Genomic DNA, 26,990 nt, shown 5'->3' with positions numbered 1-26,990 from the left:
AGGTGCCAGCCGCCAAAAAGAAGACGACGACCGCGAACGCGTCCCCGGAGCGTCGCCGCGAACTGCTCGACATCGCGGCGGAGGTCTTCGCCGCACAGGGCTACAACGCCACCACCGTCCGCCGCATCGCGGACGAGGCCGGGATGCTGGCGGGCAGCCTCTACTACCACTTCGATTCCAAGGAATCGATGCTGGACGAGATCCTGTCCACCTTCCTGACCGAGCTGTGGGACGGATATGACGCCGTACTCGCCGCCGGCCTCGGCCCGAGGGAGACCATCGAAGCCCTGGTCACCGAGTCCTTCCGGGAGATCGACCGGCACCGCGCCGCCGTCGCCATCTACCAGAAGGAGTCCAAGCACCTCGCCGATCAGCCCCGCTTCGGCTATCTCACCGACTCCCGGCAGAAGTTCGAAAAGGCCTGGCTGGGCACGCTGGAACGGGGTGTGGCCGACGGAGTCTTCCGCGCCGACCTCGACATCCGGCTCACCTATCGCTTCGTCCGGGACACCGTCTGGGTCGCGGCGAGCTGGTACCGGCCGGGCGGACAGCACAGCCCCGAGGAGATCGCCCGCCAGTACCTCTCGATGGTCCTGGACGGCATCGCCGTACGCGAATGACCCACCCCTGAACGGGGTGCCCCTTGCTTGGGGCAGCGCTCTCGGGCGCCCGAGAGCCGGAGCCCGAGAGCCGGAGCCCGAGAACCCGGGGCCGAGAGCCGGCGCTCAGGAATCGGTGCTCAGCAATCGGCGCCGATCACCGTCTGCTCAGCAGGCAGTGTTCTTCACGTACAGGGCCCGCGGCCACGATGTCGTGCCGTAGCGGACGTCCTTTGTCGCGCCCTTGGGGAGACTGCCGTGGGGATCGCGGTGGTGCGGGATGACGATGGTGAAGCACGATGTGCGCTGGGTGCACAGATTCGCCAGGCGGACGTACCGCTGCTGGCCGTTGTTGAAGTACTTCCGCACCTTCACGCATTGCGGCGACCGGCCGGCGGCCGCGGCGTCCGTTGCGGTGGTCAGTGTCAGTGAGGCGCTGCACGCGACCGCCGCCAGCGCTATGGCCATGATCTTCCGCACGTGATCTCCCCCGATGGAAAACTCAGACTCCCCTGCGAAACCAGTACGGGCTTCGCACGTTCATTCCCCATTGTCCATACGCCCCCGAGGAAAATCAGCCCCGGGTGCCACACGGGGACACAACTGCGACACAAGAACCCCGCTCCCCTTACCGGATCCAGGCACCCACCTCACGCAACGTAGCCTTCCCGGCGAACTCACGGCCGTACGGACTCACGGCCACCTGGACTCAGGGACTCAAGGCTCGCGACCCACTCACGGGGCCCAACGCACTCGCGGACTCAAAGCTCGCGACGGACCAGCGAGCCCAATGCACTCACGGGTCCAACGGACGCACAGGCCCAACAGGCTCACGGAAACGGGGCCCGGCCTCGTCCAGGCCGCCTACAGCTCATCAATACGCAGATAGTTCAACGCTCGACGGGTCAGCTCGACCACGTCCTCCGGTTCGTCCTGCCACGCCCAGTGCTCCATGGCGACGCTGAGCGCATCGATCAATGCGCACGCCAGCAGCCGTACCTCCATGCTGTCCTCCGGCGCGCCCTTGCGCGCCGCAAGCACCGGCACCAGCTGGTCCTGCATGTCCCGCCCGGCGGCAAGCCACCGCATCCGAATGGCCGGCACAGTGCCCATGATGCGAACCAGCCGGCGGGCCTGCTCGGGATCTGCCAGGCGCCGGGCCGAGGCCGACGAGTCGAACGCTGCCTGTACCGCGCTGGTCAGCGGCTCATCGACAGGCCGCGTGGCCAGTTCATCGACGAGCAGACCGACGCCGGAGGTCAGTACGGGCGTCAGCGCGTCCTCCTTCGCCGCGCAGTAGCGGTAGAAGGTGCGCAACGAGATGCCTGCCGCCGACGCGATGTCCTCGACCGTCGTCGCGTCGTACCCCTGGTCGGAAAACAGGGCCGCCGCGGTCTCGGCGATCTCCAGCCGGGTCTCCTGCCGCCGCCGCTCGGTCAACGATGGTCTGCCTCGCGCTGCCGTCATCCGCCTGTCCTGGTCGCGTGGGTCGTTCCGTCTATCAGGACCTCAATTTTGTCACAGACAAGCTTATTGGCACGTCATGCCAAAAATGCGTATGTTGGCAACGCCCGGACCAACCCGCCCGACGCCCCGACCGCCCGTCGACGGCGCCGCCCCCATGCCCCCACAGCCCGACGACACCAACACGAGCACCAACATCAACATCGACACCAACACCGGCGTCGAGCGTCGCGCACGACCAGCACTCACCACACCACCGGGCGTGCCCATGGATCGCGCCACCAGCCACCAGCCACCAGCCACAAGCGGGCCGGCGACAACGCACCACCGATCAGATCGCGCCCCCGATCACCCAGGCCGCACCACCAATCAGCACGTGCCACCCCTGAGCAAACGCGCCCCCTTCAACACACGCCACCCACCACCACGCCTCAACAAAGGAGCCGACCGTCCTATGTCCCGATCCCGTACATACCTCGTCACCGGCGCCGCCTCCGGCATAGGCAGGGCCACCGCGGCCCATCTCCGCGAACAGGGCCACACCGTGATCGGCGCCGACCTCAAAGGCACCGACATCTCCGCGGACCTCGCCACGCCCGACGGCCGTACTGAACTGGTCGACCGCGCCCGCGAGTTGACCGGCGGATGCCTCGACGCCGTGATCGCCTGCGCCGGCCTCGCCCACTTCATCCCGCTCACGGTCCAGGTCAACTACTTCGGCGTCATCGCCACCCTCGAAGGCCTGTGCCCCCTGCTCACCGCCGGTACCGACCCGCGTGCCGTACTGATCTCGTCCGTCGCCGCCGTCCATCCAACCGACCAGGCCATCGTCGACGCGGCACTCGCCGGAGACGAGGACGCAACCGTTTCTGCTGCTCAGGCCGCCATGGACAGGGGCGAGGGATACGCCATCTACGGCTCCTCCAAGCAAGCCATCGCCCGCTGGGTCCGCCGTACGGCCATCTCCGACGACTGGGCCGCCGCCGGCATCCCCCTCAACGCCGTCGCCCCCGGCACGGTCGTCACCCCCATGACCGAGCCCATGCTCGCCAACCCCGAGATACGCAAGGTCGTCGACGCAAGCGTCCCCATGCCGCTGCACGGCCACGCCCACCCGGAGCAGGTCGCGCCCCTGCTTGCCTGGCTGACCTCGCCCGAGAACACGCACGTCACCGGCCAGGTCATCTACCTCGACGGCGGCGCCGATGCCGCCCTCCGTAGCGACAACACCTGGTAGCAGCCATCAGCCCCTCAATGCGAGCCCAGGCAACAGCCATCCCCTAACGAGGCCACACGACTAACGAGGCCACACGACGCCGGGAAGTCGGGCCTGAAGCGAGGTTGGGCCCGAAGCGAGGTCGGGGCGGTGCGGGGTCGGGGCGGTGTGGGGCGGTGCGGGGCCCGGGGGAGGAGGCCCCCTCCCCTTACCCTCGCCCCCGGGGGGCTCCCCCCACCCACCCCACCCCCTCAGCGACGCCAGCCACTCACCAGCGCTCACAACCGTCGACGGCTCTCACCGACCCCACTGCCCGCCACCGATTGCCGACCATTCGCCATTCGCCAACCGCCAACCGCCAACCGCCAACCGCCAACCGCCAACCGCCAACCGCCAACCGCCAACCGCTCATTGCCATTTGCTGGTTGTCGTCCCTCGGCCGTTGCCGCCTGGAGATCGCCCAGCTTTCGTCGCCCGGTGGCGTCAATCGGTGGTGGACGGGCGTGCTGTGACCACCCTCAGCCCCCGGTCCGAAAACTCACGACGGGTTGCCTCCTTTGCGCCGCTGTCCGTGATGAACGTGTCAAAGACATCCGCGTCGCCGACCCGGGCGAAGCAGCGCTCACCGATCTTCGACGAGTCCGCAACGACCACGGCACGCCGGGCGCGCTCGGCCATGAGGCGATTGACGCGCGCCTCCGCCTCGTCATGCACCGTGGCTCCCATCATCGGGTCCATGCCGTTGGCCCCGATGAACGCGATGTCGATGGAGATCTGCTGCAGCACCAATTCACTGAACGGGCCGACCAGTTCGAACGACCGCGAGTGCGCCACCCCGCCGGTCAGCACAATCTTGATCTGTGGCCGCACGGCCAGCTCATTGGCGATGTTGAGGGAATTGGTGACGATCGTCAGATGCGGTTGCGGGCCCGCCTCGGCAAAGTCCGGACGGGTGGCAAGCACCCGGGCGATCGCCGTGGTTGTCGTGCCACCGCTCAGCCCGACCACATCCCCGCGCTCGACCAGCTTCGCCGCGGCCTTTGCCACCGCCTCCTTCTCCTCCGACCGGTGAGCGTGCTTGTAGCGGATCGGCAGGTCGTACGCCACCGAGCTCAGCACTGCCCCGCCCCGGGTGCGGGTCAGCAACTGCTGCTCGGCGAGGGCGTCCATGTCGCGCCGCATCGTGGCGGCCGAGACCTCCAGTGCGGTCGCCGCCTCCTCGACATCCACCCGGCCCCGGTCCCCGAGCAGCTCGAGCAGTGCGTTCATCCGTTCATGGCGCTTCATAGCGTGCGAGCCTAATTCGTTTCAGTCGGCCACGGTGACGCCCGGTAGGCGCCCTCGTACTCCACCTTGTTCTCCTTCCTGCCGTCGTCGGTGCTGTCCGAATTGTTCGATGTGGTGGTCGTGCGTTTGTCGGGGTGAGGCGGTGGTCAAGGCCGCGCATTGTGCGTCCGGCGGATGGTCGCTGAGGGGTGACCGGCGAGGACTGTGCTCGCCGTCGCAGACCCAGCTGCGGCCGTCCGCGTCGAACCACTACGACTCGGCACCTCACATCGGATGCCCTTGAAGGAGTCGTCGAGTCGGTGGCTCGCAGTCCGGTAGGCGTTGTGGCCGTGACGGGCGAGTGCCGCCGTCACCTTGTTGATGGCTTCGTTGGGATGTTGGAGTCGCCGAGTGCGGGAGTAGTACGAGTGCGGGGAGTAGTAGGTGAAGCGGGGAGTGGTGGGGGAAGACGGTCGTGCGGATTGGGGACGCCGGCTGCCCGGGGGTGGGGCGTCGAGGAGTGTGGCCAGCTCAGGCCAGCACGGGCCGGGGTCGATGTGGTCCTGGTCGTCGACGGCCAGAATCGCGTTATGAGTCCAGTCCGAGTGGCTGAGGGAGTAGTCCGTCGTGCTGGGCTCGTTGCCGGGACGGGCATCGACTCTGCCGGATCACCCCCGAGCCGGCGCCTGGGTCGCGTATTGGCCTGGGACCGTTGCCGGAGTGCCCAGTACGTCCAGCAGTCTTGCGGCCTCCTCGGCCACTGCCTCCCGGGCCGGCTTGACGTACTTCCGGGAGTCGACGAGGGACGGATCCGCGCCCAGCGTCTGTCGTATCGAGTGAGTGAAGACGGAGACCAGATGGGTGGAGATGTTGATCTTCGTCATTCCGGCGGCGATGGCGCGGCGGAGTTCGTCGTCCGGTACTCCGGAGGAGCCGTGCAGTACCAGTGGCACCGGCAGGGCGGTGTGCAGCGCGGTGATGAGGTCCTTGTCGAGTACGGCCGTGCGCTCGTGCATCGCATGTGACGAGCCGACGGCCACAGCGAGGGCGTCCACGCCTGTCGCGCGGACAAAGGCCAGCGCCTCGTCCGGGTCCGTGCGCACTCCTGGTGCGTGCACCCCGTCCTTGCCGCCGACCTCGCCGAGCTCCGCCTCGACATAGGCGCCGCGGTCGTGGCACCAAGCGGTGAGTTCGGCAGTGGTGGCGACGTTCTCTTCGTAGGGGAGCGCGGAGGCATCCACCATGACCGAACCCACCCCGGCGGTGATGCCCTGGTGGACCAGTTCCGCATCGGTGATGTGATCGAGGTGCACCGCGATCGGGGCGGCGGAAGCCTCGGCGAGGGCGAGGGTGGCGCGGGTGATGGGCAGCAGGCTGCCGTGGTAGCGGACGCAGTTCTCGCTGATCTGCAGGATCAGGGGGATATCCGTGCGCTCGGCGGCGGTGACAAGGGCCTCGGCGGTTTCCAGATGGATGACATTGAAGGCTGCGGCACCGACCCGCGCCTCACGCGCGGTGTCGACGATCGATGAGGTCGGAACGAGGGGCATGGGAATCGGACTCCCTTGCGGGTGGGGAGGATCGACGTGGTGAGGGGGAGGCGGATCGCTACGAGGCGGCAGGGGCGTCGAGCATCACCGAACGGGTCAGACTGCGCGGGTTGTCCGGGTCCAGGCCGCGAGCGCGGGCCCGCTCCAGAGCCACCCGCTGGACCAGCACCAGATCGGCCAGCGGATCGCGCGCATGGCGCACGAAGTGCGCACCGGTCCGCACCACATCCGCTTCGAGCCCATCCGGCGCCTGGCCGAACAGCCAGGTCACCCGGCCCGGCGCAGCTATCGCGATCGGGCCGTGGCGGTACTCCATCGCGGGGTAGGACTCCGTCCAACTCTGCGATGCCTCCCGCATCTTGAGGGCAGCCTCGTTGGCCAGGCCGAAGGTCCAGCCCGTGCCGAGGAACGAGAACTGCTCCGCGTCCACCCAGGCTTGCTCCATCGGTGCCGCCAGCGCCTCCTGCGCGTCGGTCACCGCCCGGGAGATGTCCTCGCCCAGATGCGCGCGCAGCAGCGTCAGCGCCGTCGTCGCGAAACGGGTCTGCACGACCGACTTCTCGTCGGCGAACGGGAGCGCGACCGTCTCGTCGGAGATCGCGACCGCCGGCGTCTCGGTGTCGCCGATGATCGTCACCGTGGGGATGCGTCCCTTGACGGCGTCGAGTACGCGCAGCACCTCGGTCGTGGTGCCGGAGCGGGTGATCGCCACCACCGCGTCATAGCCGCGGTCGCTGCCGAGGAATGCCTCGGAGGCGGCGAACGGATCCGTCACACCCAGCCCGGCGCTCTCGCGCAGTGCCGCATACGACTGCGCCATGAACCATGAGGTGCCGCAGCCGACGACGGCTACCCGCTGTCCGGCCTTGGGCAGCGGGCCGTCCGCCGCCCCGATCCGCGCGGCCTCCCGCCAGGTCTCCGGCTGGCTGTGCAGCTCCTGCTCCATGTACGAGGTCTCGCTCATGACCCACCCTCCCGTGATGCGTGAAACGGTCCGACTGTTTTGCGTACGTCTGCACGTATGTCTGTCTGCATGTCCTGCGGCTTCGTGTGAGTGAAGCTGCAAGATTTAGCTTTGTTGCAATCGACTGTACGCATGATTGCGTCCGCGCTCCATCCCTCGTACGAGTGGATGCAGCAGAGGGGAGCGATGAGGTGATGGTCTGGTTGGGTGTCTGAGCGCGGCGAATGCAGGGAGGGGGATGGATGGAGAGGGTGGGGCGGGGCTGGAAATGATCTGTTGACAGTTGCGTGAAAGTCGCCGAATACTCGCAAGATCAGTCATGCAGCAAGGCCGCTCCGCCGCACAAAGGACTTCCTATGTCCATTGCCACGCTCTCCGAGACGCCCCCGCAGCCGTCACCCAAGACCACACGCCGCACCGGCAGGCTGTTCGCACTCACCGGCGCCGTCGTCGGCGTCATCTACGGCTATGACACCGGCAGCATCTCCGGTGCCCTGGTGTTCCTGAGCAAGGACTTCCACCTCACCGAGGCCGAGAAAGGCCTGGTCAACAGCATCCTGGTGTTCGGCTCCATCGTGGGCGCGCTGATCGGCGGCAAGCTTGCCGACGCCCTGGGCCGCAAGGCCGCGATGCTGATCGTCGCCGGCTCGTACGCCGTCTTCGTCGCGCTTTCCGCCCTCGCGCCCAACGTCGTCGTGCTGGACATCGTCCGGTTCCTGCTCGGCATCGCCATCGGCATCTCGATCGTCGCCGCCCCGCTCTACGTCGCCGAATCGACGCCGGCGCGTATCCGCGGTGCGTCCGTCGCTGCCTATCAAGTGGCCACGGTCGCGGGCATCGTCATCACGTACTTCGTCAACTGGGGTCTGTCCGGCGGCGGGCACTGGCGCTGGATGCTCGGCCTCTCCGCGATCCCGGCGGCGCTCGTCGTGATCCCGTTGCTCCGGTTGCCGGACACTCCGCGTTGGTACGTCCTCAAGGGGCGTACGGAGCGAGCCGTTGAGGTCATGGCCATGACCGACCCCGATGTCGATCCGCATGCCGAGGTGGCTGCCGTGGGCGCAGCGCTCACGGAGGAGCGCGGTGGCTCGGCGCGCGCCCTGCTGCGCAAGCCGTACGCCCGCGCCACGTTCTTCGTCGTCGGCCTCGGCTTCTTCTGCCAGATCACCGGCATCAACGCCGTGACGTACTACAGCCCGCAGATCTTCGAGGAGATGGGCTTCACCGGCAACGGCCAGAACTTCCTGCTGCCGTCTTTCGTCCAGCTCGCTTCCCTTGCCGCGACGGTTCTCGCCATCCTCATCATCGACCGGCTCGGCCGCCGGGTGGTGCTGCTCTGCGGCATCGGCACGATGGTCGTGATGCTCGCCGTCCTGACCGCGGTCTTCGGCATGGGGGATCTGCACGGTGCCACTACCTGGGTGGGCTTCGGCGCCATCCTTCTGTTCACCGCGGCCTTCAACTTCGGCTTCGGATCGCTGATCTGGGTCTATGCGAGCGAGGCGTTCCCCGCTCAGCTGCGCTCCACCGGGGCGTCGGTGATGCTCACGGCCGACCTGGTGGCCAATCTCCTGATCGCCCAGTTCTTCCCTTCCTTGATGGCCTGGGCCGGCGCGGCGCGGACGTTCGCGGGCCTCGGCGTCCTTGCGCTCGCCGCGCTGGTCTTCGCCTCCGCCACCGCACCCGAGACCAAGGGGCGCCAGTTGGAGGAGATCCAGGATTATTGGCGCAACGGGGGGCACTGGCCCGCGACACCCACGCCCGGGTCCGTCAGTGCGGGCCCGCTCGGTAACTCGGCGGCGCCTCCGACCACGTCTCCGTAGAAGCGCCGCATGGGCGTTTCCTGAGCTGGCGGGCAGCGGTCAAAAGTACTCCGCCCGGCGGTAGAGGCAGAGAGAGCCGCCGGGTGTCGTCGGTGCGCCACTCAGCTCAGGAGCCTTCCTCGCCCATGTCGTTCCCTGACTCCTTCTCCTCCAGTCCGGATCCTGCTCCCGGCCGGCGCGCTTGGCGTGGTGGCGACCGCCCCATTGATCGCCCCGGCGATCGCCGTACGGACCGTCGTATCGACCGCCGTAGTCGTCGCTCCGCAACAACTGCAGCTCTGTCGTGTGCTGCGCGGGTCCACCACGCACTGGTTCACGCCCAGCCGGGCCTTGGAAGACGATCTTCCGGTCGCTGATCGGGAGCGTTACGTCGCCACTACGGCAGTCGCCCGTCACGAGGACGTACGGACCGCGGCGTGGCAGCGCTGGTTGTGGAGCCGGGAACTGGTGGTGGTGGAGGCGGCGGCCACCGGTCGGCGGCACCTGTCGCCCGAGTGGAACCGGAGCGGGTCCTCAGGACGGCAGCTGCTCCCGGTATCCCTCCAGAGCCGGCGCGGTCGTCGTCGCCACGAACTCGGTGATCCGGTACTCGCACACCCCGGCGAGGGTGAACGGGTCCTCGGCCACGATCCGCTCCACGGTTGCCCGGTCCATCCCGGCGGCGAGGATCACGCCACCGTCGCGCGGGACCTTGCGTCCGGCGGCGATGAAGTGCCCGGCGGCGTACTCCTTCTGCAGCCACTCCACGTGCTCCTGAAGGGCGGCGTCGACGCGTTCGATGGGCGCGGTGTAGGTGAGTTCCAATACGAACATAGCTGCAATATAGAGGAGCCGTCGGGCGGTGCCGTTGCGCCCTCCCGAGAGGGAAGGCGCAGGCCAGGGCGGCTCTGCGCGATCGCGTCCTCGTCGGCGCAGCATCGTCAAGGCGGCATGGGCGGCCCGGGCAGCCAAGGTGGCGTTTTCCGTGGGCGCGTGTGGGGTTCGGGGTGCGCAGGGGTTCCGGTCGAGGGGTGGCCGTCGGGATCAGGTCGTAGGCAGGTCCGGGCGGCGCCGTCCGTGCTGTGTTGCGCTCTCGTACGCATGGCCGGCCTGGAGGACGGCGAGATCGGCGCGCGGCGCCCCGATGAACTGCAGCCCCACGGGCAGGCTGCCCGGGGTGAACCCGGCGGGTACCGAAAGGGCGGGTACCCCGAGGACAGAGATCAGGTAGGCCGAACGCATCCAGTCCAGATACGTGTGCGTGGGTTGGCCGGCGACCTCCCGCGGATACTCCAGCTCGGCGTCGAACGGCGTGACTTGGCTGACCGGGGCGAGGAGGAGGTCGTACCGGGAGAAGAAGTCCAGCGTGCGCAGGTGCAGTTGGCTGCGGGTCGCGGTGGCGGTGGTGAGGTCGGCGGTGGTCAGTCGGCGGCCCTGCTCGATGTTCCGGACGAGGCTGGGTTTGAGCGCCTGCCGGCCGGAGTCGAGCAGCTCGCCGAACGCAAGGTCGAAGCTGTGCGCCCGCAGCGTACGGAAGGTCTCGTCGGCGCCGGTGAGGTCCGGGCAGGCGGCCTCGACATGGCAGCCGAGTTCTTCCAGGACCCTCAACTGGGGCTCCAGAACGGCGAGAACGTCCGGGTCGGCCGGCGCGAATCCCCCCAGGTCGGGTGCCCAGGCGACCCGCAGCCCGCGTAGTTCGCGGTCGAGCGGCGCCCGGAACGCGTCACCGGGGGTCTCCAGGCTGATGGGGCAGCGCGGATCCGGGCCGGCCATGGCCGACAGCAGCAGCGCGGTGTCGGCGACGGTCCGCCCCATGGGGCCGGGGACCGAGAGGGTGTCCCACAGGTTGGCGCCGGGGTGCGGGGGGACGCGTCCCGGCGTCGGCCGCAGCCCGACCACATTGCAGAAGGACGCGGGATTGCGCAGTGAGCCGCCCATGTCGCTGCCGTCGGCGAGGGGCTGCATCCCGGCCGCGAGCGCCGCGGCGGCGCCTCCGCTGCTGCCGCCCGCCGAACGCGTGGTGTCGTACGGATTGCGGGTGGTGCCGAAGACCGGGTTGAAGGTGTGTGAACCGGCGGCGAATTCGGGGACGTTGGTCTTGCCGAGGCGGATGGCGCCGGCCCGTTGCAGCCGGTCGACCAGCAGGTCGTCCTCGTCGGGGATGTGGTTGGCGAAGAGCGGTGAGCCGTACGTGGTGCGCATACCGCGGGTGAGGTGGGTGTCCTTGAAGGCGATCGGCAGGCCGTGCAGGGGCGGGACGGCGGCACCTCGGGCGAGGCGTTCGTCGGCCTGTGCGGCGGCGGCGAGTGCGCCCTCGGGGTCGAGGGTGACGATGGCATTGACGGCCGGATTGACCTGTTCGATGCGGTCCAGATGGGCCTGTACGACCTCCCGGGCGGAGATGTCGCGGCGGCGCAACCGGGCGGCGAGGTCGGTGGCGTCGAGCTGGTGGAGAGCGTTGGGCATGGAGACCTCTGGTGATGTCAGGGGGCGTGGGGCGAGGGGCGAATCTCCGAGTCCAGGATGTGCGGGTGCCACTCGTGCACCGTACGGAAATACCGCACACCGGCGGCACATGCTGCGAGACCACCTCGGGCAGCGCGGGCAGCTCCGCCAGCATCAGCTGGGCCAGCCGCTCCGGCGGGCGACCGTACGCTCCCGCTCCCGCTGTCGAGCACCGACGCGATCCGCCGCCACGAAGCACGCCCGTCGACCGGCGGGGCAGCGATGATCCGGCAGTCGAGAGCGTCCACAGCATCCATAGCGTCCACGTCAACAGCGGCTGGGGTCACGCTCACCACGGTACCGAGGGCCACTGACAGCGGGCCGGGGGCAGCCGATCCGCCGACAGCGGCCCGGAGCAGCCGATCCGGCCGATCACGGTCTCCATCAGGGGCTCGATCACCGGTTCGGTAGCGTTGCGGCCACCATGGACACTCCCGGAATGATCTCCCGCGACGACGAACTACGGCACTGGCCGGCCGACGAATCCCAGGCGCGCGCGGTCCAGGACCGGTTGCGCCGCCACGTACGGCTCGATGAGCCCGGTCCGGAACCGGGCTTCGAGGGCACGGTGGTCGGGGTGGATGTCGCCTACGACGACGCGCGCGATGTCGTCGCCGCGGCCGCCGTCGCGCTGGATGCCCGTACGTTGGCCGTCGTCGACGAGGCCACGGCCGTGGGGCAGGTCTCCTTCCCCTATGTTCCCGGCCTGCTCGCCTTTCGTGAGATTCCCACCGTGCTCGACGCCCTCGCCGGCCTCACCCGCACCCCTGACCTCGTGGTCTGCGACGGGTACGGGCTGGCCCACCCGCGCCGCTTCGGGCTGGCCAGCCATCTCGGGGTGCTGACCGGGCTGCCCACCATCGGCGTCGCCAAGAACCCCTTCACCTTCCGGTACGAGCCACCGGGGCCGGACCGCGGGGCCACCTCTCCGCTCCTGGACGGAGCCGAGGAGGTGGGACGTGCGTTGCGTACCCAAAAGGGCGTCAAACCGGTCTTTGTCTCCGTGGGGCACCGCGTCGGCCTCGACCGGGCCTGCGCGCATACGCTCCATCTGGCGGCCGCATACCGCCTTCCGGAGACGACCCGGGCCGCCGACTCGCTGTGCCGCAGGGCGCTCGCGAGCACGTGACGGCGGGGCCGGTGCGGGTTCCGGCTACTGCTCCCGGACGACGCGGAAGGTGATCCCCGCCTTTTGGAGGCGGGCCGTCAGCGCGTCCCCCATGGCGACCGCGGTCGTCACCTGGCCCGCGGTCTCCGGCAGGTCGTCGAAGGCCAGGCTGAGCGCCGACTCGGCGAGCATCTTCGCCGTCTCCTCATAGCCGGGGTCGCCGCCCGAGACCTCGGTGATCAGGCGTTTGCCGCCGCCGGAGGCGACGAAGCGCACCGTGAACCAACTGCGTGCGCGGCGCTCGGGGCTCGGACCGTCGCCCGGCTCCAGACGGCCCGACAGCCAGCGCCGCGCGGGCGGCACCTGGGCGAGCGCGCACAGCGCCCCCGCGCCCAGCGCCCCGCCGACGGCGATCGGCAGCCGCCGGACCCCTGCGTAGTGGCGGTAGCGGAAGTCGGGGCCGTAGCGGTCCAGAGCGGCGGCCGAGCGGGCGATGATCTGCGGGTCGAGGGTCGGCAGCGGTACGCCCCAGGTGCGTGTCTCGCTGCTCCTGATCGGCGGGCCCAACGGCGCCCGCACCGTGCGCCCCTTGGGTCGCGGCTCGGCCCGCTGCCGTTCGCGGGCGGCCCGCGCCATGGCCACCGGACGCGAGGCGACGGTGAGCGCGGAGGCCAGAGTGCCGCCGGAGAATGTGGCGTTGGTGCGTACGAAGCCGTCTATGCGCAGCGGGACGCCCTCGGGGAGGAGCCCCACGGTGTAGAGGACACCCAGGTCGTGCGGGACGGAGTCGAACCCTCCGGCGTGTACCAGGCGCGCGCCAGAGGTGCGGGCCGTCGCATCGTGCCGCAGATACATACGGTCGATGAATTCCGGCTCGCCGGTCAGGTCGACGTAGTCGGTGCCGGCCGCGGCGCAGGCGGCGACCAAGGGTTCACCGTGGACCAGATACGGGCCGACGGTCGTCGCCAGCACCCGGGTGCCGGCGGCGAGGGCGCGCAGTGCGTCCGGGTCGCCGCTGTCGGCCCGCAGCAGGGGCAGATCGGCGCAGGCCGGGTCGATCTTCGCCAGCCGGTCGCGCAGGCGCTCCAGTTTGGCGGTGTTGCGCCCGGCCAGCGCCCAGCGGCAGCCCTTGGGGGCGTGCGCGGCGAGATATTCGGCGGTGAGAGAGCCGGCGAAACCGGTGGCGCCGTAGAGGACGAGGTCATGAGCCCGTCCGGAGGTGTCCTGCCGTCGCATCGTCCGCCCTCTCGACTGCCCTCTTGACCTGGATTCCGGACCCTAGGCAGTCGCCGTCGTCCCGTCAACGGGGATCTTGGCCGTCCTCTTGGCCTTCCTATTGGCCGTCAGTGGGCGACATGGGGGGCGGTATGCGGTCTTGACAGGGCGTCGCGGTCGGGCCAGATTCACCGATAGCACCGACGAGGTAGGACGTCCAATGTCCAGCTTGCCGGGCGTTGCTCTTCTCGGTGCTCTTCCGGACAGGACCGTACGGCAGAAAGCCGGACGCCATGCCGTTTGCCTCGCCCTTTCCCGCGCCCCTCACCGGAGTTGTGCGTCCGTTGTGCACCCCGCTCACCGAGAGCGGCCAGGTCGATGTGCGGTCGCCGGCCGCGCTCGTGGAGCACCTCGTCGACGCCGGGGTGGACGGCCTGTTCGTGCTCGGCTCCACCGGGGAGGCCGCCTGCCTGTCGGACATCCAACGACGCACCGTCATCGAGACGGTGGTCGACGCCGCGAGCGGGCGACTGCCCGTGCTGGCCGGCGCCATCGACATGGCGACCGCCCGCAGCGGGGACGAGGGGGCGCTGCGGCGGCTGCTCGTCCGGTTACCCGCTGCCGGCCGGGACTTCTCCGTGCTCACCGGGTCGGAACTGTCCGTGGACGGCGCCCTGTTGGCGGGCGCGGACGGCGTCGTACCGGGGCTGGGGAACATCGACCCGGCCGGATATGTGCGGCTGTACGCGCACGCCCGGGCCGGCCGGTGGCAGGCGGCCGCCGCCGGACAGGACCGGCTCGCCGCCCTGTTCCCGCTCACCGACGTCGGCGACGAGACGGCGATGGGCCGCAGCTCCTCCGCGCTCGGCGCCTTCAAGGCCGCACTGCATCTGCTCGGCATCATCGACTGCCCGGCGACCGCCGCCCCGCAGCTGCCCCTCGACGCCGCCGCGCACCGAACCGTCCGCCGACTGCTGGAGGAGGCCGGATTGTTGTGACGACGCGCCCCGTGGACGCCCCTGACCGCAGACGGCGCCGGTACCAGGAGGTCACCCCGCGCCAGTGGAAGGCGATGTTCGCCGCCTGGATCGGCTATCTCCTCGACGGCTTCGACTTCGTCCTGATCACGCTGGTGCTGACCGAGATCGCCGGCGAATTCCGTCTGAGCACCGCCACCGCCGCCTCGCTCATCTCCGGTGCCTTCATCACCCGGTGGCTGGGCGGCGCGGTCCTGGGCGCGATGGGCGACCGCTACGGCCGCAAGGCCGCCATGATCGCCAGCATCCTGCTCTACTCGCTCGGCACCTTCGCCTGCGGGTTCGCCTGGGGCTACACCAGTCTGTTCGTCGCCCGGCTGGTCATCGGGCTGGGGATGGCGGGGGAGTACAGCGCCAGTGTGACGTATGTGCTGGAGAGCTGGCCCACCCGATGGCGCAACCGTGCCTCCGGATTCCTGATCTCCGGTTACGCGGGCGGCACCGTCCTCGCGGCCGAGCTGTACAAGTGGGTGGTCCCCAACTGGGGCTGGCGCTGGATGTTCTGGATCGGCGTACTGCCCGTCCTCGTCGCCCTGTGGGTGCGCAGATCGCTGCCGGAAGCCGGGGACTGGCAGAACGAGATCGGCGCCGCCACCCGCTCGGAAGCGGAACGCCCGAACCCCTTCCGGCCGTTGTTCACCGGAGCTGTCCGCTCCTGGACCAACGCGGTCCTGGCGGCGGCCGCCGCGGTCGCGCTGTTCTGCGTCTTCACGCCCGTCGGCGCGGGGTATGTCCCCTGGCTGGCGGTCGCCGCGGCGCTGTGCCTGATCGCCTTCGCCGTGCAGCTCGGCGGCCGCCGGGGATGGCTGCTGTACGTGGCCCTGATGGTGACCGTGTTCAGTGCCTTCCTCTACAGCTGGCCCATCCAGGCCCTGCTGCCCACCTACCTCAAGACCGATCTCGGGTACGCCCCCGGGCAGGTCGGCGACGTGATGTTCTACGCGGGCTTCGGCACCATGGCGGGCTGCTGGCTGGCGGGCTTCGTCGGCGACCGTCTTGGTACGCGGCGCGCCTACGCGTGCACCTTGCTGGCCTCCCTCGCCTTCGTCTTCCCCGTCTTCGCGGTGCGGGACAGCCTGCCGCTGCTCGGCGTGCTGCTCTTCGGACTGCTGGCGCTCAGCCAGGGCATCTCCGGCATCCTGCCGAAGTACATCGCCGGCCACTTCCCGACCGCGACCCGCGCCGCCTCGCTGGGCTTTGTCTACAACGTCGGGGCCCTGGGCGGGGCGGTGGCGCCCGTCCTGGGAGCCCATCTGGCCGAAGGCATGCCCCTGGGGCGGGCGCTCGCCGTGCTCACCTTCGGGCTGACACTTGTCGTCATCGTCCTGGTGGGTGGCAACGTTCCTCAGCGGCTGGGCCGGCTCGTGGACCGTCAGGCGCTCGACGACCATCTCGTTCCGCAGGCCGGGGGAGCGGGGACGGTTGCCTCGGGGGCCTCGCCCGGCTCCGCTCCCGGGGAGCCGACGCCCGGCTCGGCGTAGCGGCGCTTCGGCGGATGCCGGCCCGTACGGGCCAGTGGATGCGCGGGGGCGGTCCCTCCAGACGGAGCAGCACCTCGGCCGATACCTGTGCCTCGTCCGCACCGTTCTCCACCTGTACGTCGGTCACCCGGAAGCCGGCACCGGTGCACCTCTCCAACATCCGTACCAGCGGTCCGTGTTGCGAGCGGTAGGTGATGCGCAGGTCGGCCAGATGGTGGCGGCCGTCGTCCGCCCGCGGACCGCTTCCCTCCTGACGAAGATCGGACCGCCGCCGAGGCGCTTTTCTGCCGCGCCTCCCGTCAGAGGCTGATCAGCGAGGGCAGCAGGCGCGCCATCGCCGGCTCGGTGAACTGACGCAGCCCCTGGCCGCTGTGGAAGTCGAACAGCGCGGCGGCGAGTTGCGAGTCGGACACAGCGCTCCTTGTCCCTCTGTCGGCCCGTCATCCGGCGCTCCGCGGGCCGTTGTCAGTGGTCGCCGTTAGCGTGGAATGCGTGGGCCGGCGTCCGCGGTACGGGCGTGGCGCCGGGCGGCATCGCAGGCGGTGCCGTACGGGGGAAGGGACGTGGAGGAGCGCATGGCGAAGGTGGCGGGTCCGGCGGCGGTGCGGGAGCGGGTGCGGGCGTTCGCGCTCGGGCTGCCCGGGGCCGTGGAGGAGTTCCCCTGGGGCGAGAGCGTCATCAAGGTCAACAAGAAGGTCTTCGTCTTCCTCGGCGTCGGTGACGGCAGCCATCCGCTGGGGGTCACGCTCAAGCTCAAGGAGCCGGAGGCGCATGCCCATGCGCTGACCTCGCCCGGCGCCAAGCCGGCCGGCTACGGCCTGGGCAGGTCCGGATGGGTGCAGGTCCCGCTGGGGGAGAAGGACGCTCCGCCGGCCGACCTGCTCTGCGACTGGGCCGAGGAGTCCTATCGCGCGATAGCCCCCAAGAAGCTCATCGCCGAGCTCGACGGGGGATAGCGGCGCAGCGGCAGCAGGCGCGCAAAGGCCCGTGGCGGCGATGGCAGTTGAGCATCGTCGGCGCGGGCCTTTTCCGCGGTTGCCACTTGGCAAGGGGGTCTTGTGGAAAGTGGAACACGTTCTTAACATCACGAGTGTTACATCAGAAGTGTCACAGTGCGGAAAGGCATGGGGCGCGATGGCAGAGTCAGGGAACGGCCCGCTGAGCGGCGTGCGGGTGGTCGAACTCGCGGGCATCGGCCCCGGCCCGTTCGCCGCCATGCTGCTCGCCGACCTCGGCGCCGATGTCGTCCGCGTCGACCGGCCCGGAGGCGCCGGGCTGCGCATCGATCCGGCGTACGACATCACCAACCGCAATAAACGCTCGGTGCTGGTGGACCTGAAGGCGCCCGAAGGGGTGGCGCAGGTGCTGGAGCTGGCCGAGCGCGCCGATGTGCTGCTGGAGGGGTACCGCCCCGGTGTGGCCGAGCGGCTCGGCGTGGGGCCCGAGGAGTGCCTGGCGCGCAACCCCCGGCTGGTCTACGGCCGGATGACCGGCTGGGGGCAGCAGGGCCCGCTCGCCGACACCGCGGGACACGACATCGGCTATATCGCCATCACGGGCGCCCTCGGCATGATCGGCCCGCCCGACGGCCCGCCCGCCATCCCCGCCAACCTCGTCGGCGACTATGCCGGCGGCTCGCTCTACCTCGTCATCGGCGTCCTCGCCGCCCTCCAGCACGCCCGCTCCGAAGGCGGAAGAGGCCAGGTCGTGGACGCCGCGATCGTCGACGGCACGGCCCATCTGACGGCGATGATCCACGGCATGCTGGCGGCCGGCGGCTGGCAGGACCGGCGCGGCGCGAATCTGCTGGACGGCGGGACACCGTTCTACGGCGCCTACGAGACCGCGGACGGCGGCTATATGGCGGTCGGCGCGCTGGAGAAGCGGTTCTACGGCGAGTTCATCCGCCTCCTGGGCATCGAGCAGGAGGCACCCAGCCGCGACGACTTCGCCGCCTGGGGCGAGCTGCGCACGGCCATCGCCGCCCGCTTCAAGACCCGTACCCGCGGGGAGTGGACCGCGGTGTTCCAAGAGTCCGACGCCTGCGTGGCGCCCGTCCTGTCGTTGCGCGAGGCGCCGCGGCACCCGCACCTCGCCGCCCGCGGCACCTTCGTCGAGCACGCCGGAATCACCCAGCCCGCGCCCGCGCCCCGCTTCTCGCACACCCCGGGCGCGGTACGCAGACCGCCCGCGCAGCCCGGCGCGGACACCGAAGAGATCGCCCGCGACTGGCAGGCCCCCAGCCTGCTCGCCCCGCCGCCGGCCGACCCCGCCGGGGCACCGCCCGCCGGCCCGAGCCGCATCCAGCAGAAGGACACCGCCAGCTGATGGAACTCGCCACCACGCTCCAGTACGCGGCCGATCCGCGCCAGGCCGCCGAAGAGGTCGCCGCGCTGGAAGCGGCCGGACTGGACGCCGTCTGGGTCGCCGAGGCCTACGGCTTCGACTCACCCACCGTCATGGGGTTCCTGGCCGCCCGCACCGACCGGGCCAAGATCGGCTCGGCGATCCTGAACGTCTACTCCCGCACCCCCGCCCTGATCGCCCAGACCGCCGCCGGACTCGACGCCCTCTCCGGCGGCCGGGCGCTGCTCGGCCTGGGCGCCTCCGGCCCGCAGGTCATCGAGGGCTGGCACGGCAAGCCGTACGACAAGCCCCTGGGCCGCACCCGCGAGACCATCGAGCTGTGCCGCCGGATCTGGCGGCGCGAGGTCATCGACCACCACGGCATCACCGACATGCCGCTGCCCCCGGAGAAGGGCGGCCGGCTCGGCAAACCTCTCAAGATCCTCACCCGGCCGGTGCGCCCCGAGATCCCGGTGTATGTCGCGGCGCTCGGGCCGGCCAACGTCCGGCTGACCGCCGAGGTCGCCGACGGCTGGCTGCCCACCCTCTTCATCCCGGAAAAGGCCGGCGAGGTGTGGGGCACCCCGCTCGCCGAGGGCACCGCCCGGCGCGATCCGGCGCTCGGCCCGCTGCAGACCGTCGCCGGCGGCCTGCTGGCCATCGGTGAGGACGCCGCCGCCGCGCGGGACCTCGCCCGCCCGGCCATCGCGCTGTACGTGGGCGGGATGGGCGCCAAGGGCAAGAACTTCTACCACGACCTCGCCGTCGCCTACGGCTACGAACAGGCCGCCGACAGGATCCAGGAGCTCTACCTCGCCGGGAAGAAGCGGGAGGCCGAAGCGGCCGTGCCGGACGAATTCTGCGAGCTGATGTCGCTGTGCGGACCCGAGGGGTACGTCCGCGAGCGGATCGCGGCGTTCCGGGAGGCGGGCGTCACGATGCTCAACGTCCACCCCGTAGGGCCGGAGCCCGCCAAGTTGATCGAGACCGTCAAGAACTGGCTCTGAGGAGGGCCCGCAGCGATGACCGCGCAGATGCAGCGCCAGATCTTCACCGAGGACCACGACGCCTTCCGGGAGACCGTACGCACCTTCCTCGCCAAGGAGGTGACGCCGCACTACGAGCAGTGGGAGAAGGACGGCATCGTCAGCCGGGACGCCTGGCGGGCGGCCGGCAGACAGGGGCTGCTGGGGCCGGCCGTGCCCGAGGAGTACGGCGGGGGCGGGCAGAGCGATTTCCGTTACAGCGCCGTGCTGGCCGAGGAGTTCACCCGGGCCGGCGCCGCCGGGCTCGCCGTCGGCCTGCACAACGACATCATCGGCCCGTATCTGACGACCCTCGGCACCGATGAGCAAAAGCGGCGCTGGCTGCCCGGCTTCTGCAGCGGCGAGATCATCACCGCCATCGCCATGACCGAGCCCGGTGCCGGCTCCGATCTGCAGGGCATCCGCACCAGCGCCGAGGACGCCGGGGACCACTGGATCCTCAACGGTTCCAAGACGTTCATCTCCAACGGCATCCTCGCGGACCTGGTCATCGTCGTGGCCAAGACGACGCCGGAGGGCGGGGCACACGGGCTGAGCCTGCTGGTGGTCGAGCGCGGTATGGCGGGCTTCGAGCGCGGGCGCAACCTCGACAAGATCGGCCAGAAGTCCCAGGACACCGCCGAGCTGTTCTTCCACGACGTACGCGTCCCCAAGGAGAATCTGCTCGGCGAGCTGAACGGCGCGTTCATCCATCTGATGACCCATCTCGCGCAGGAGCGGATGAGCATCGCCATGTCCGGGATCGCCGCCGCCGAACATCTGCTGGAGATCACCAGCCAGTACGTCAAGGAGCGCGAGGCGTTCGGGCGGCCGCTGGCCAAGCTCCAGCACGTCCGCTTCGAGATAGCCGAGATGGCCACCGAATGCGCCGTGACCCGCGCCTTTCTCGACCGGTGTATCGCCGACCACTCCGCCGGAGAGCTGGACGCGGTGCACGCCTCGATGGCCAAGTGGTGGGCCACCGAACTGCAAAAGCGGGTCGCCGACCGCTGTCTGCAACTCCACGGCGGCTACGGCTATATGACGGAATACCGCGTGGCAAAGGCCTTCACCGACGGCCGTATCCAGACGATCTACGGAGGGACCACCGAGATCATGAAGGAGATCATCGGACGCTCCCTGCTCGGCTGACCCCGGACCGGCCCCGGTCCCCACCCGCTGCCCTGCCTCCACCCTCATGCGAAAGGCTTGTTGACTTGAGTACCGAAGCGTACGTATACGACGCGATCCGCACCCCGCGCGGCCGCGGCAAGGCCAATGGCGCACTGCACGGCACCAAGCCGATCGACCTGGTCGTCGGCCTGATCCACGAAGTACGCCGCCGCTTCCCCGGCCTCGACCCGGCCGCCATCGACGACATCGTGCTCGGCGTCGTCGGACCGGTCGGCGACCAGGGCTCCGACATCGCCCGGATCGCGGCGATCGCCGCCGGGCTGCCCGACACCGTCGCCGGCGTACAGGAGAACCGCTTCTGTGCCTCCGGTCTCGAAGCCGTCAACATGGCCGCCGCCAAGGTGCGCTCGGGCTGGGAGGACCTGGTCCTGGCGGGCGGCGTCGAATCCATGTCGCGGGTCCCGATGGCCTCCGACGGCGGCGCCTGGTTCGCCGACCCGATGACCAACTTCGACACCGGCTTCGTCCCCCAGGGCATCGGCGCCGACCTCATCGCCACCATCGAGGGTTACACCCGCCGTGATGTCGACGAATTCGCCGCGCTCTCCCAGGAGCGCGCCGCCGAGGCCTGGAAGGACGGCCGCTTCGAGCGCTCGGTCGTCCCGGTGCGCGACCGCAACGGACTGGTCGTCCTCGACCACGACGAACACATGCGCCCCGGCACCACCGCCGACTCCCTGGCCGGCCTCAAGCCCTCCTTCGCCACCATCGGTGACGCCGGCGGCTTCGACGCGGTCGCCCTGCAGAAGTACCACTGGGTCGAGAAGATCGACCATGTCCACCACGCCGGCAACTCCTCCGGAATCGTGGACGGCGCGGCGCTCGTCGCCATCGGCTCCAAGGAGGTCGGCGAGCGCTACGGCCTCACCCCGCGGGCCCGCATCCTCTCCGCAGCGGTCTCCGGCTCCGAGCCGACGATCATGCTCACCGGCCCCGCGCCGGCCAGCCGCAAGGCCCTGGCCAAGGCCGGACTGACCATCGACGACATCGACCTCGTCGAGATCAACGAGGCCTTCGCCGCCGTCGTCCTGCGCTTCGTCAAGGACATGGGGCTCAGCCTGGACAAGGTCAACGTCAACGGCGGCGCCATCGCCCTGGGCCACCCCCTCGGCGCCACCGGCGCAATGATCCTCGGCACGCTCATCGACGAGCTGGAGCGGCAGGACAAGCGCTACGGCCTGGCCACCCTCTGCGTCGGCGGCGGTATGGGCATCGCCACCGTCATCGAGCGTCTCTGACCGCCCGTCCCATCCCCCTTACGGAGAAGCCACAGTGAGCGAGTCCCCTGCGTCGTCGACCATCCGCTGGGAACAGGACGAGACCGGCATCGTCACCCTGGTCCTGGACGACCCCGACCAGTCCGCCAACACCATGAACAACGCCTTCAAGGCCTCCCTGACCGCGGTCGCCGACCGCCTGGAGGCCGAGAAGGACAGCATCCGCGGCATCATCTTCACCTCCGCCAAGAAGACCTTCTTCGCCGGCGGCGACCTGCGCGACCTGATCGCCGTCACCCCCGCCCAGGCCCAGCAGGCCTTCGAGGCGGGCAACGGCATCAAGCGCGATCTGCGCCGTATCGAGACGCTCGGCAAGCCGGTCGTCGCCGCGATCAACGGCGCGGCGCTGGGCGGTGGATACGAGATCGCGCTGGCCTGCCACCACCGCATCGCCCTCGACACCCCCGGAACCAAGATCGGCCTGCCCGAGGTCACCCTCGGTCTGCTCCCGGCCGGCGGCGGCGTCACCCGTACGGTCCGGCTGCTCGGCATCGCCGACGCACTGCTGAAGGTGCTGCTCCAGGGCACCCAGTACAACGCCGGCCGGGCCAAGGACGCCGGGCTGATCCACGAGGTCGCGGCCACCCCCGAGGAGCTGCTCGCCAAGGCCCGTGCCTTCGTCGACGAGCACCCCGAGTCCCAGCAGCCCTGGGACGTCAAGGGCTACCGCATCCCCGGCGGCACCCCCGCCCAGCCGAAGTTCGCGGCCAACCTCCCGGCGTTCCCCGCCAACCTCAAGAAGCAGCTGAACGGCGCCCCGTACCCGGCGCCGCGCAACATCCTCGCCGCGGCCGTCGAGGGCTCCCAGGTCGACTTCGAGACCGCGCAGACCATCGAGGCGCGCTACTTCGTCGAGCTGGTGACCGGCCAGATCTCCAAGAACATGATCCAGGCGTTCTTCTTCGACCTGCAGGCCGTCAACTCCGGCGCCAACCGCCCCAAGGGCATCCAGCCCCGCAAGGTCGAGAAGGTCGCGGTCCTCGGCGCCGGCATGATGGGCGCGGGCATCGCCTACTCCTGCGCCAAGGCCGGGATGCAGGTCGTCCTCAAGGACGTCACCCTGGACGCGGCGCAGAAGGGCAAGGCGTATTCCGAGGGGCTGCTCGCCAAGGCGCTCTCCCGGGGCCGTACGACCGAGCAGCAGCGCGATGAGCTGCTGGCCCGCATCACACCCACCGCCGAGCCGGCCGACCTCGCGGGCTGTGACGCCGTCATCGAGGCGGTCTTCGAGGACGTCGCCCTCAAGCACAAGGTGTTCAAGGAGATCCAGCACATCGTCGCGCCGGACGCGCTGCTGTGCTCCAACACCTCCACCCTGCCCATCACCCTGCTGGCCGAGGGCGTCGAGCGCGACCAGGACTTCATCGGACTGCACTTCTTCTCGCCGGTCGACAAGATGCCGCTGGTGGAGATCATCAAGGGCGGCCGGACCGGCGACGAGGCGCTGGCCCGCGCCTTCGACCTGGTCCGTCAGATCAAGAAGACCCCGATCGTCGTCAATGACTCGCGCGGCTTCTTCACCTCCCGCGTCATCGGCCACTTCATCAACGAAGGTGTGGCGATGATCGGCGAGGGCCTCGACCCCGCCTCCGTCGAGCAGGCCGCGGCCCAGGCCGGCTACCCGGCCAAGGTGCTGTCCCTGATGGACGAGCTGACCCTCACCCTGCCGCGCAAGATCCGCGAGGAGAGCAGGCGGGCGGTCGAGGAGGCCGGCGGCACCTGGCAGCCGCACCCCGCGGACACGGTCATCGACCGGATGGTCGACGAGTTCGGCCGCCCCGGCCGCAGCGGCGGCGCCGGCTTCTACGCGTACGGCGAGGACGGCAAGCGCGCCGGTCTGTGGCCGGGGCTGCGCGAGCACTTCGGCAAGGAAGGAGCCGGCATCCCGTTCCTCGACATGCAGGAGCGGATGCTCTTCTCCGAGGCGCTGGACACCGTCCGCTGTTTCGAGGAGGGCGTGCTCACCTCCGTCGCCGACGCCAACATCGGCTCCATCTTCGGCATCGGCTTCCCGGGCTGGACCGGCGGCGTGATCCAGTACATCAACGGCTATGAAGGGGGCCTGCCCGGATTCGTGGCCCGCGCCCGCGAGCTGCAGGCGGCCTACGGCGACCGGTTCGCGCCGTCCGCGCTGCTGGTCGAAAAGGCCGAGAAGGGCGAGAAGTTCAGCGACTGACCGGGCACGGGGGCGGGCCGCCGCGGCCCGCCCCCGTCACCCCTCGCTCCCGGCTTCTTTCCGCTCTTCCTTGCCGAACGACTCCCGCAGCTCCTGCTTCATCGACCGCTGGAAGGCGGTGACCAGTGCCTGCACCACCATCGGCTGCATATGGGCCGAGAGCGACTTCATCCGCGCCATCTCCTCCTCGTCCGGCCCGCCTTCCCGGTACGGCTCCCATACCTCGTCCTTGAAGAGCCGGCTCAGCTCGCGGGCCGCCGAGCGGGTGTGCTCGATGACGACGGTGCGCGCCGCCAGGATGGTCTCCAGCGCGATCGGGACGTCCAGCAGCCGGGCACCCAGATGCAGCAGCCCCGGGTCGACCCGGAAGACCCTCGGGTCATCGGTCCGTACGAGCACGCTCATGGCCGCCAGCCGGTCCAGGTCCTCCTCGGTCAGCTCCCGGCCGACCCGGCGCTCCAGCTGCTCCCGGGTCGCGTCCTCCGCCTTGTCCGGGATCCAACTCGCCACCAGCGCACGGTGGATGGCCAGATCCTGGGCGCTCAGATCGGGCGGCAGCTGCGCCAGATAGCGTTCGATCGCGGACAGCGTCAGGCCCTGGTGCTGGAGCTCCTCGATGAGCGCGAGCCGCGAGAGATGGTCCGGTCCATAGCGGCCGACCCGGCGCGGACCGATCTCCGGCGGCGGCAGCAGGCCGCGGGTGCTGTAGAAGCGGATCGTGCGGACCGTGACGCCGGCGCGGGCGGCCAGTTCGTCGACGGTCAGATCGGTGGCGGACTCCATCATGTTCAACAGTATTGCTGTCTCACCACTCTTGTGAAACCTTCTGAATCCTGCGCGATCGTGCAGAACCGCGCAGGGACTCCCCCCCCGTCCGGTCCGCAGCCGGCGGCCCACATCACCAGGAGGCCGCGTTGACCACGATCCTGCGTCTGCCCGGAGCACCGGACGAACTCACCCTCCCCGCCCTGTTGTTACGCAACGCCGAGGACCACGGAGAGCTGCCCGCGCTCTCCTGGCGCGCCCCCGAGACATCCGGCTGGTGCACGCTCACCTGGGCCGAGGCCCGCCGCCGGGTCGCGGAACTGGCCGCCGGATACCGCTCGCTCGGCGTACGGCGCGGCGAGATCGTTCTCCTCATGATGGGCAATCGCCCCGAGCACTGGCTCAGCGACCTCGCCCTGGTACACCTCGGCGCGGTCCCGGTGACCGTGTACGGGACCGCCGCGCCCGAACAGATCGCCCATATCGTCCGGCACAGCAGGGCCCGCTTCGCCGTAGTGGAGGGCGTACGCGAGCTCGGGCGCTGGGCGCCGCTGCTCGACGATGCCGCGGCCCGGCTGGAGAAGCTGGTGATCGTCGAGGCGGATGACGCCGGTGAGACGGGCACACAGGAGACGTATGCGGCACTGGCCGGGCGGGGCGCCGAGCTGTACGACCCCGAGGCCTTCGAGGAGACCTGGCGGCAGGCGGACGCGGCCGACACGCTGACCGTCGTGTACACCTCCGGCACCACCGGCGACCCCAAGGGCGTCGTGGTCAGCCATCGCAATGTGCTGCTCAACGCGCTGGCACTGGATGCCGTGGTGGAGCTGCCCGACCATGTCGAGCACCTCTGCTACCTCCCCTTCGCGCATATCGCCGAGCGGATGCTGGGCATCTATCTGCCGGTCTTCCGCGCCTCGCACGTCTATCTCTGCGCGGATCCCGCTGCTGTCGCGGAGAGCGCGCGCGAGCTGCATCCGGCGGAGTTCTTCGGCGTACCGCGGGTCTGGGAGAAGCTGGCGGCGTCGGTACGGGCCGCGCTGGCGCTGCTCCCCGAGGAGCGGCGGACGGCCGTCGAGGCGGCGGGTGAGTGCGCCCGCGCGTATGTCGCGTGCCAGGAGCGCGGGGAGCGCCCGTCCGAGGAACTGGCGGACGCGTACGCCGGGGCCAAGGCCGAGGTGCTCGATCCGCTGCTGGCGCCGGCCGGATTCGACCGGCTGGTGTGGGCGGCGAGCGCCGCTGCGCCGATGCCGCCCGATGTGGTGCGGTTCTGGGCCGGTCTGGGCATCGTGATCATGGATGCCTGGGGGCTGACCGAGACGGTGGGGGTGACCACGACGAACGGTCCCGGTGCCTTCCGGCTGGGCTCGGTCGGCCGCCCGATCGGCAGTGTGGAGGTGCGGACGGCCGCGGACGGGGAGATCGAGGTCCGGGGCCGGACCGTGTGCGAGGGGTATCTGCGGGCCGACGGGTCGGTGGAGCCGGCGACCGACGCCGACGGCTGGTTCGCGACGGGTGACCTCGGCCGCGTCGACGAGGACGGCTTCCTCTGGCTGACCGACCGCAAGAAGGAAATGATCGTGACCTCGACCGGCAAGAACGTCTCGCCGGCGCTGGTCGAGAACACGCTCAAGGGGCATCCGCTCATCGGGCAGGCGCTGGTGCACGGCGACGGCCGGTCGTATCTCGTCGCGCTGCTGGTCCTGGACGCGGAGCTGGCCCCGGCCTGGGCGGCGCGGCACGGCATCGAGGGCACTCTGCCGGAGCTGGCCGGGCAGCCGGAGGTACGGGCGGAGATCGAGCGGGCCGTCGCGGCGGCCAATCTGCGCCTCAATCGGACTGAACAGGTCAAGAAGTTTTCGGTTCTGGGCGAGGAATGGGGTCCGGAATCGGGCGAACTGACGCCGTCCTTGAAAATGCGGCGCCGGGTAATTCATGACAAATACGGACAAATCTTGGATGGCCTATACACGCTGTGATCTTGCCCACAGACGGGGGAG

The 26,990-nt window shown here is 70.0% G+C and carries 22 protein-coding genes and 1 pseudogene; 14 read left to right on the top strand and 9 right to left on the bottom strand.

All coding sequences use genetic code 11. From position 1 onward, the window contains the following. Positions 1-2: 2 nt before the first annotated feature. On the top strand, positions 3-620 hold the full coding sequence (locus tag DY245_RS02825; RefSeq protein WP_128503085.1) for a TetR/AcrR family transcriptional regulator: 618 nt from the start codon (positions 3-5) through the stop codon (positions 618-620). Positions 621-767: 147 nt separating this feature from the next. Here DY245_RS02825 and DY245_RS02820 read toward each other — a convergent pair whose 3' ends face one another. Both DY245_RS02820 and DY245_RS02815 read right to left on the bottom strand, forming a co-directional pair. Further along, positions 768-1,079 (bottom strand): hypothetical protein, encoded by a 312-nt coding sequence (locus DY245_RS02820; RefSeq protein WP_128503083.1) that lies wholly within the window; start codon positions 1,077-1,079, stop codon positions 768-770. A 384-nt stretch (positions 1,080-1,463) separates the two neighbouring features. Further along, positions 1,464-2,066 (bottom strand): TetR/AcrR family transcriptional regulator, encoded by a 603-nt coding sequence (locus DY245_RS02815; protein WP_128503081.1) that lies wholly within the window; start codon positions 2,064-2,066, stop codon positions 1,464-1,466. Between the two features lie 451 nt (positions 2,067-2,517). On the opposite strand from DY245_RS02815, the gene DY245_RS02810 reads away from it, so the two are divergent. After that, entirely contained in the window at positions 2,518-3,300 is a 783-nt protein-coding gene (locus tag DY245_RS02810) for an SDR family oxidoreductase (protein ID WP_128503079.1), read from the top strand. A gap of 462 nt (positions 3,301-3,762) precedes the next feature. Here the strand turns inward: DY245_RS02810 and DY245_RS02800 are convergent, their stop codons facing one another. From DY245_RS02800 to DY245_RS02790, 3 genes are all read right to left on the bottom strand, one after another. Continuing rightward, a complete protein-coding gene (locus tag DY245_RS02800) occupies positions 3,763-4,566 on the bottom strand; it encodes a DeoR/GlpR family DNA-binding transcription regulator (RefSeq protein WP_128503077.1) in 804 nt (267 codons plus the stop codon). Between the two features lie 647 nt (positions 4,567-5,213). Then, positions 5,214-6,095, bottom strand: coding sequence for a class II fructose-bisphosphate aldolase (locus tag DY245_RS02795; RefSeq protein ID WP_128503075.1), 882 nt, complete (start codon positions 6,093-6,095; stop codon positions 5,214-5,216). 58 nt (positions 6,096-6,153) lie between these two features. Continuing rightward, entirely contained in the window at positions 6,154-7,059 is a 906-nt protein-coding gene (locus tag DY245_RS02790; RefSeq protein ID WP_128503073.1) for an SIS domain-containing protein, read from the bottom strand. A gap of 356 nt (positions 7,060-7,415) precedes the next feature. Here DY245_RS02790 and DY245_RS02785 point away from each other — a divergent pair, with 356 nt between their 5' ends. Together DY245_RS02785 and DY245_RS45725 are read left to right on the top strand one after the other, a co-directional pair. Next, complete coding sequence (locus tag DY245_RS02785; RefSeq protein WP_128503071.1) at positions 7,416-8,882, top strand: sugar porter family MFS transporter; 1,467 nt, start codon at positions 7,416-7,418, stop codon at positions 8,880-8,882. Between the two features lie 186 nt (positions 8,883-9,068). Beyond that, a pseudogene (locus tag DY245_RS45725) lies at positions 9,069-9,320 on the top strand (nucleotidyltransferase domain-containing protein); the annotation flags it as partial. A 75-nt stretch (positions 9,321-9,395) separates the two neighbouring features. Here DY245_RS45725 and DY245_RS02775 read toward each other — a convergent pair. Both DY245_RS02775 and DY245_RS02770 read right to left on the bottom strand, forming a co-directional pair. Then, positions 9,396-9,695 (bottom strand): YciI family protein, encoded by a 300-nt coding sequence (locus DY245_RS02775; RefSeq protein WP_128503069.1) that lies wholly within the window; start codon positions 9,693-9,695, stop codon positions 9,396-9,398. 210 nt (positions 9,696-9,905) lie between these two features. Then, the gene (locus DY245_RS02770) at positions 9,906-11,327 is read right to left on the bottom strand and encodes an amidase (RefSeq protein ID WP_128503067.1); all 1,422 of its coding nucleotides are present in this window, start codon (positions 11,325-11,327) and stop codon (positions 9,906-9,908) included. A 463-nt stretch (positions 11,328-11,790) separates the two neighbouring features. Here DY245_RS02770 and DY245_RS02765 point away from each other — a divergent pair, with 463 nt between their 5' ends. Then, positions 11,791-12,495, top strand: a complete 705-nt coding sequence (locus DY245_RS02765) for an endonuclease V (protein WP_181923487.1) — start codon at positions 11,791-11,793, stop codon at positions 12,493-12,495. 24 nt (positions 12,496-12,519) lie between these two features. Here the strand turns inward: DY245_RS02765 and DY245_RS02760 are convergent, their stop codons facing one another. Continuing rightward, the gene (locus tag DY245_RS02760; RefSeq protein ID WP_128503065.1) at positions 12,520-13,710 is read right to left on the bottom strand and encodes a saccharopine dehydrogenase family protein; all 1,191 of its coding nucleotides are present in this window, start codon (positions 13,708-13,710) and stop codon (positions 12,520-12,522) included. A gap of 272 nt (positions 13,711-13,982) precedes the next feature. On the opposite strand from DY245_RS02760, the gene DY245_RS02755 reads away from it, so the two are divergent. The 8 genes from DY245_RS02755 (at position 13,983) to DY245_RS02715 (ending at position 24,225) form a co-directional block, all read left to right on the top strand. Then, complete coding sequence (locus DY245_RS02755) at positions 13,983-14,687, top strand: dihydrodipicolinate synthase family protein (RefSeq protein WP_128503063.1); 705 nt, start codon at positions 13,983-13,985, stop codon at positions 14,685-14,687. After that, the gene (locus tag DY245_RS02750) at positions 14,684-16,207 is read left to right on the top strand and encodes a sialate:H+ symport family MFS transporter (RefSeq protein ID WP_128503061.1); all 1,524 of its coding nucleotides are present in this window, start codon (positions 14,684-14,686) and stop codon (positions 16,205-16,207) included. Before DY245_RS02755 ends, DY245_RS02750 begins: the two co-directional genes overlap by 4 nt. Before the next feature lie 575 nt (positions 16,208-16,782). Next, positions 16,783-17,163, top strand: coding sequence for an MmcQ/YjbR family DNA-binding protein (locus DY245_RS02740; protein ID WP_128503059.1), 381 nt, complete (start codon positions 16,783-16,785; stop codon positions 17,161-17,163). A gap of 178 nt (positions 17,164-17,341) precedes the next feature. Further along, complete coding sequence (locus tag DY245_RS02735) at positions 17,342-18,535, top strand: CaiB/BaiF CoA transferase family protein (RefSeq protein ID WP_181923486.1); 1,194 nt, start codon at positions 17,342-17,344, stop codon at positions 18,533-18,535. Continuing rightward, a complete protein-coding gene (locus tag DY245_RS02730; RefSeq protein ID WP_128503057.1) occupies positions 18,535-19,560 on the top strand; it encodes an LLM class F420-dependent oxidoreductase in 1,026 nt (341 codons plus the stop codon). Before DY245_RS02735 ends, DY245_RS02730 begins: the two co-directional genes overlap by 1 nt. Before the next feature lie 27 nt (positions 19,561-19,587). Continuing rightward, the gene (locus DY245_RS02725) at positions 19,588-20,730 is read left to right on the top strand and encodes an acyl-CoA dehydrogenase family protein (protein ID WP_128503152.1); all 1,143 of its coding nucleotides are present in this window, start codon (positions 19,588-19,590) and stop codon (positions 20,728-20,730) included. Between the two features lie 65 nt (positions 20,731-20,795). Further along, positions 20,796-22,010: an acetyl-CoA C-acetyltransferase gene (locus DY245_RS02720; protein ID WP_128503055.1), complete on the top strand. Its 1,215-nt coding sequence runs from the start codon at positions 20,796-20,798 to the stop codon at positions 22,008-22,010. Positions 22,011-22,044: 34 nt separating this feature from the next. After that, the gene (locus DY245_RS02715; RefSeq protein WP_128503052.1) at positions 22,045-24,225 is read left to right on the top strand and encodes a 3-hydroxyacyl-CoA dehydrogenase NAD-binding domain-containing protein; all 2,181 of its coding nucleotides are present in this window, start codon (positions 22,045-22,047) and stop codon (positions 24,223-24,225) included. Positions 24,226-24,261: 36 nt separating this feature from the next. Here the strand turns inward: DY245_RS02715 and DY245_RS02710 are convergent, their stop codons facing one another. After that, positions 24,262-25,011 (bottom strand): MerR family transcriptional regulator, encoded by a 750-nt coding sequence (locus DY245_RS02710; RefSeq protein WP_128503050.1) that lies wholly within the window; start codon positions 25,009-25,011, stop codon positions 24,262-24,264. Positions 25,012-25,139: 128 nt separating this feature from the next. Between DY245_RS02710 and DY245_RS02705 the strand changes: the two genes are divergently transcribed. Continuing rightward, positions 25,140-26,969: an AMP-dependent synthetase/ligase gene (locus DY245_RS02705; RefSeq protein WP_128503048.1), complete on the top strand. Its 1,830-nt coding sequence runs from the start codon at positions 25,140-25,142 to the stop codon at positions 26,967-26,969. The last annotated feature ends 21 nt before the right edge of the window (positions 26,970-26,990 follow it).

The sequence above is a fragment of the Streptomyces inhibens genome (assembly GCF_003389455.1).
GTDB lineage: Bacteria > Actinomycetota > Actinomycetes > Streptomycetales > Streptomycetaceae > Streptomyces > Streptomyces inhibens.
This window is presented reverse-complemented; position numbering and strand designations above follow the sequence as displayed.

What these genes read in the sequence shown, in the direction of transcription:
- DY245_RS02815 (WP_128503081.1), bottom strand. Translation starts at nt 2,066, where the DNA reads ATGACGGCAGCGCGAGGCAGACCATCGTTGACCGAGCGGCGGCGGCAG.
- DY245_RS02810 (WP_128503079.1), top strand. Translation starts at nt 2,518, where the DNA reads ATGTCCCGATCCCGTACATACCTCGTCACCGGCGCCGCCTCCGGCATA.
- DY245_RS02800 (WP_128503077.1), bottom strand. Translation starts at nt 4,566, where the DNA reads ATGAAGCGCCATGAACGGATGAACGCACTGCTCGAGCTGCTCGGGGAC.
- DY245_RS02795 (WP_128503075.1), bottom strand. Translation starts at nt 6,095, where the DNA reads ATGCCCCTCGTTCCGACCTCATCGATCGTCGACACCGCGCGTGAGGCG.
- DY245_RS02790 (WP_128503073.1), bottom strand. Translation starts at nt 7,059, where the DNA reads ATGAGCGAGACCTCGTACATGGAGCAGGAGCTGCACAGCCAGCCGGAG.
- DY245_RS02785 (WP_128503071.1), top strand. Translation starts at nt 7,416, where the DNA reads ATGTCCATTGCCACGCTCTCCGAGACGCCCCCGCAGCCGTCACCCAAG.
- DY245_RS02775 (WP_128503069.1), bottom strand. Translation starts at nt 9,695, where the DNA reads ATGTTCGTATTGGAACTCACCTACACCGCGCCCATCGAACGCGTCGAC.
- DY245_RS02770 (WP_128503067.1), bottom strand. Translation starts at nt 11,327, where the DNA reads ATGCCCAACGCTCTCCACCAGCTCGACGCCACCGACCTCGCCGCCCGG.
- DY245_RS02765 (WP_181923487.1), top strand. Translation starts at nt 11,791, where the DNA reads ATGGACACTCCCGGAATGATCTCCCGCGACGACGAACTACGGCACTGG.
- DY245_RS02760 (WP_128503065.1), bottom strand. Translation starts at nt 13,710, where the DNA reads ATGCGACGGCAGGACACCTCCGGACGGGCTCATGACCTCGTCCTCTAC.
- DY245_RS02755 (WP_128503063.1), top strand. Translation starts at nt 13,983, where the DNA reads ATGCCGTTTGCCTCGCCCTTTCCCGCGCCCCTCACCGGAGTTGTGCGT.
- DY245_RS02740 (WP_128503059.1), top strand. Translation starts at nt 16,783, where the DNA reads ATGGCGAAGGTGGCGGGTCCGGCGGCGGTGCGGGAGCGGGTGCGGGCG.
- DY245_RS02735 (WP_181923486.1), top strand. Translation starts at nt 17,342, where the DNA reads ATGGCAGAGTCAGGGAACGGCCCGCTGAGCGGCGTGCGGGTGGTCGAA.
- DY245_RS02730 (WP_128503057.1), top strand. Translation starts at nt 18,535, where the DNA reads ATGGAACTCGCCACCACGCTCCAGTACGCGGCCGATCCGCGCCAGGCC.
- DY245_RS02725 (WP_128503152.1), top strand. Translation starts at nt 19,588, where the DNA reads ATGCAGCGCCAGATCTTCACCGAGGACCACGACGCCTTCCGGGAGACC.
- DY245_RS02710 (WP_128503050.1), bottom strand. Translation starts at nt 25,011, where the DNA reads ATGATGGAGTCCGCCACCGATCTGACCGTCGACGAACTGGCCGCCCGC.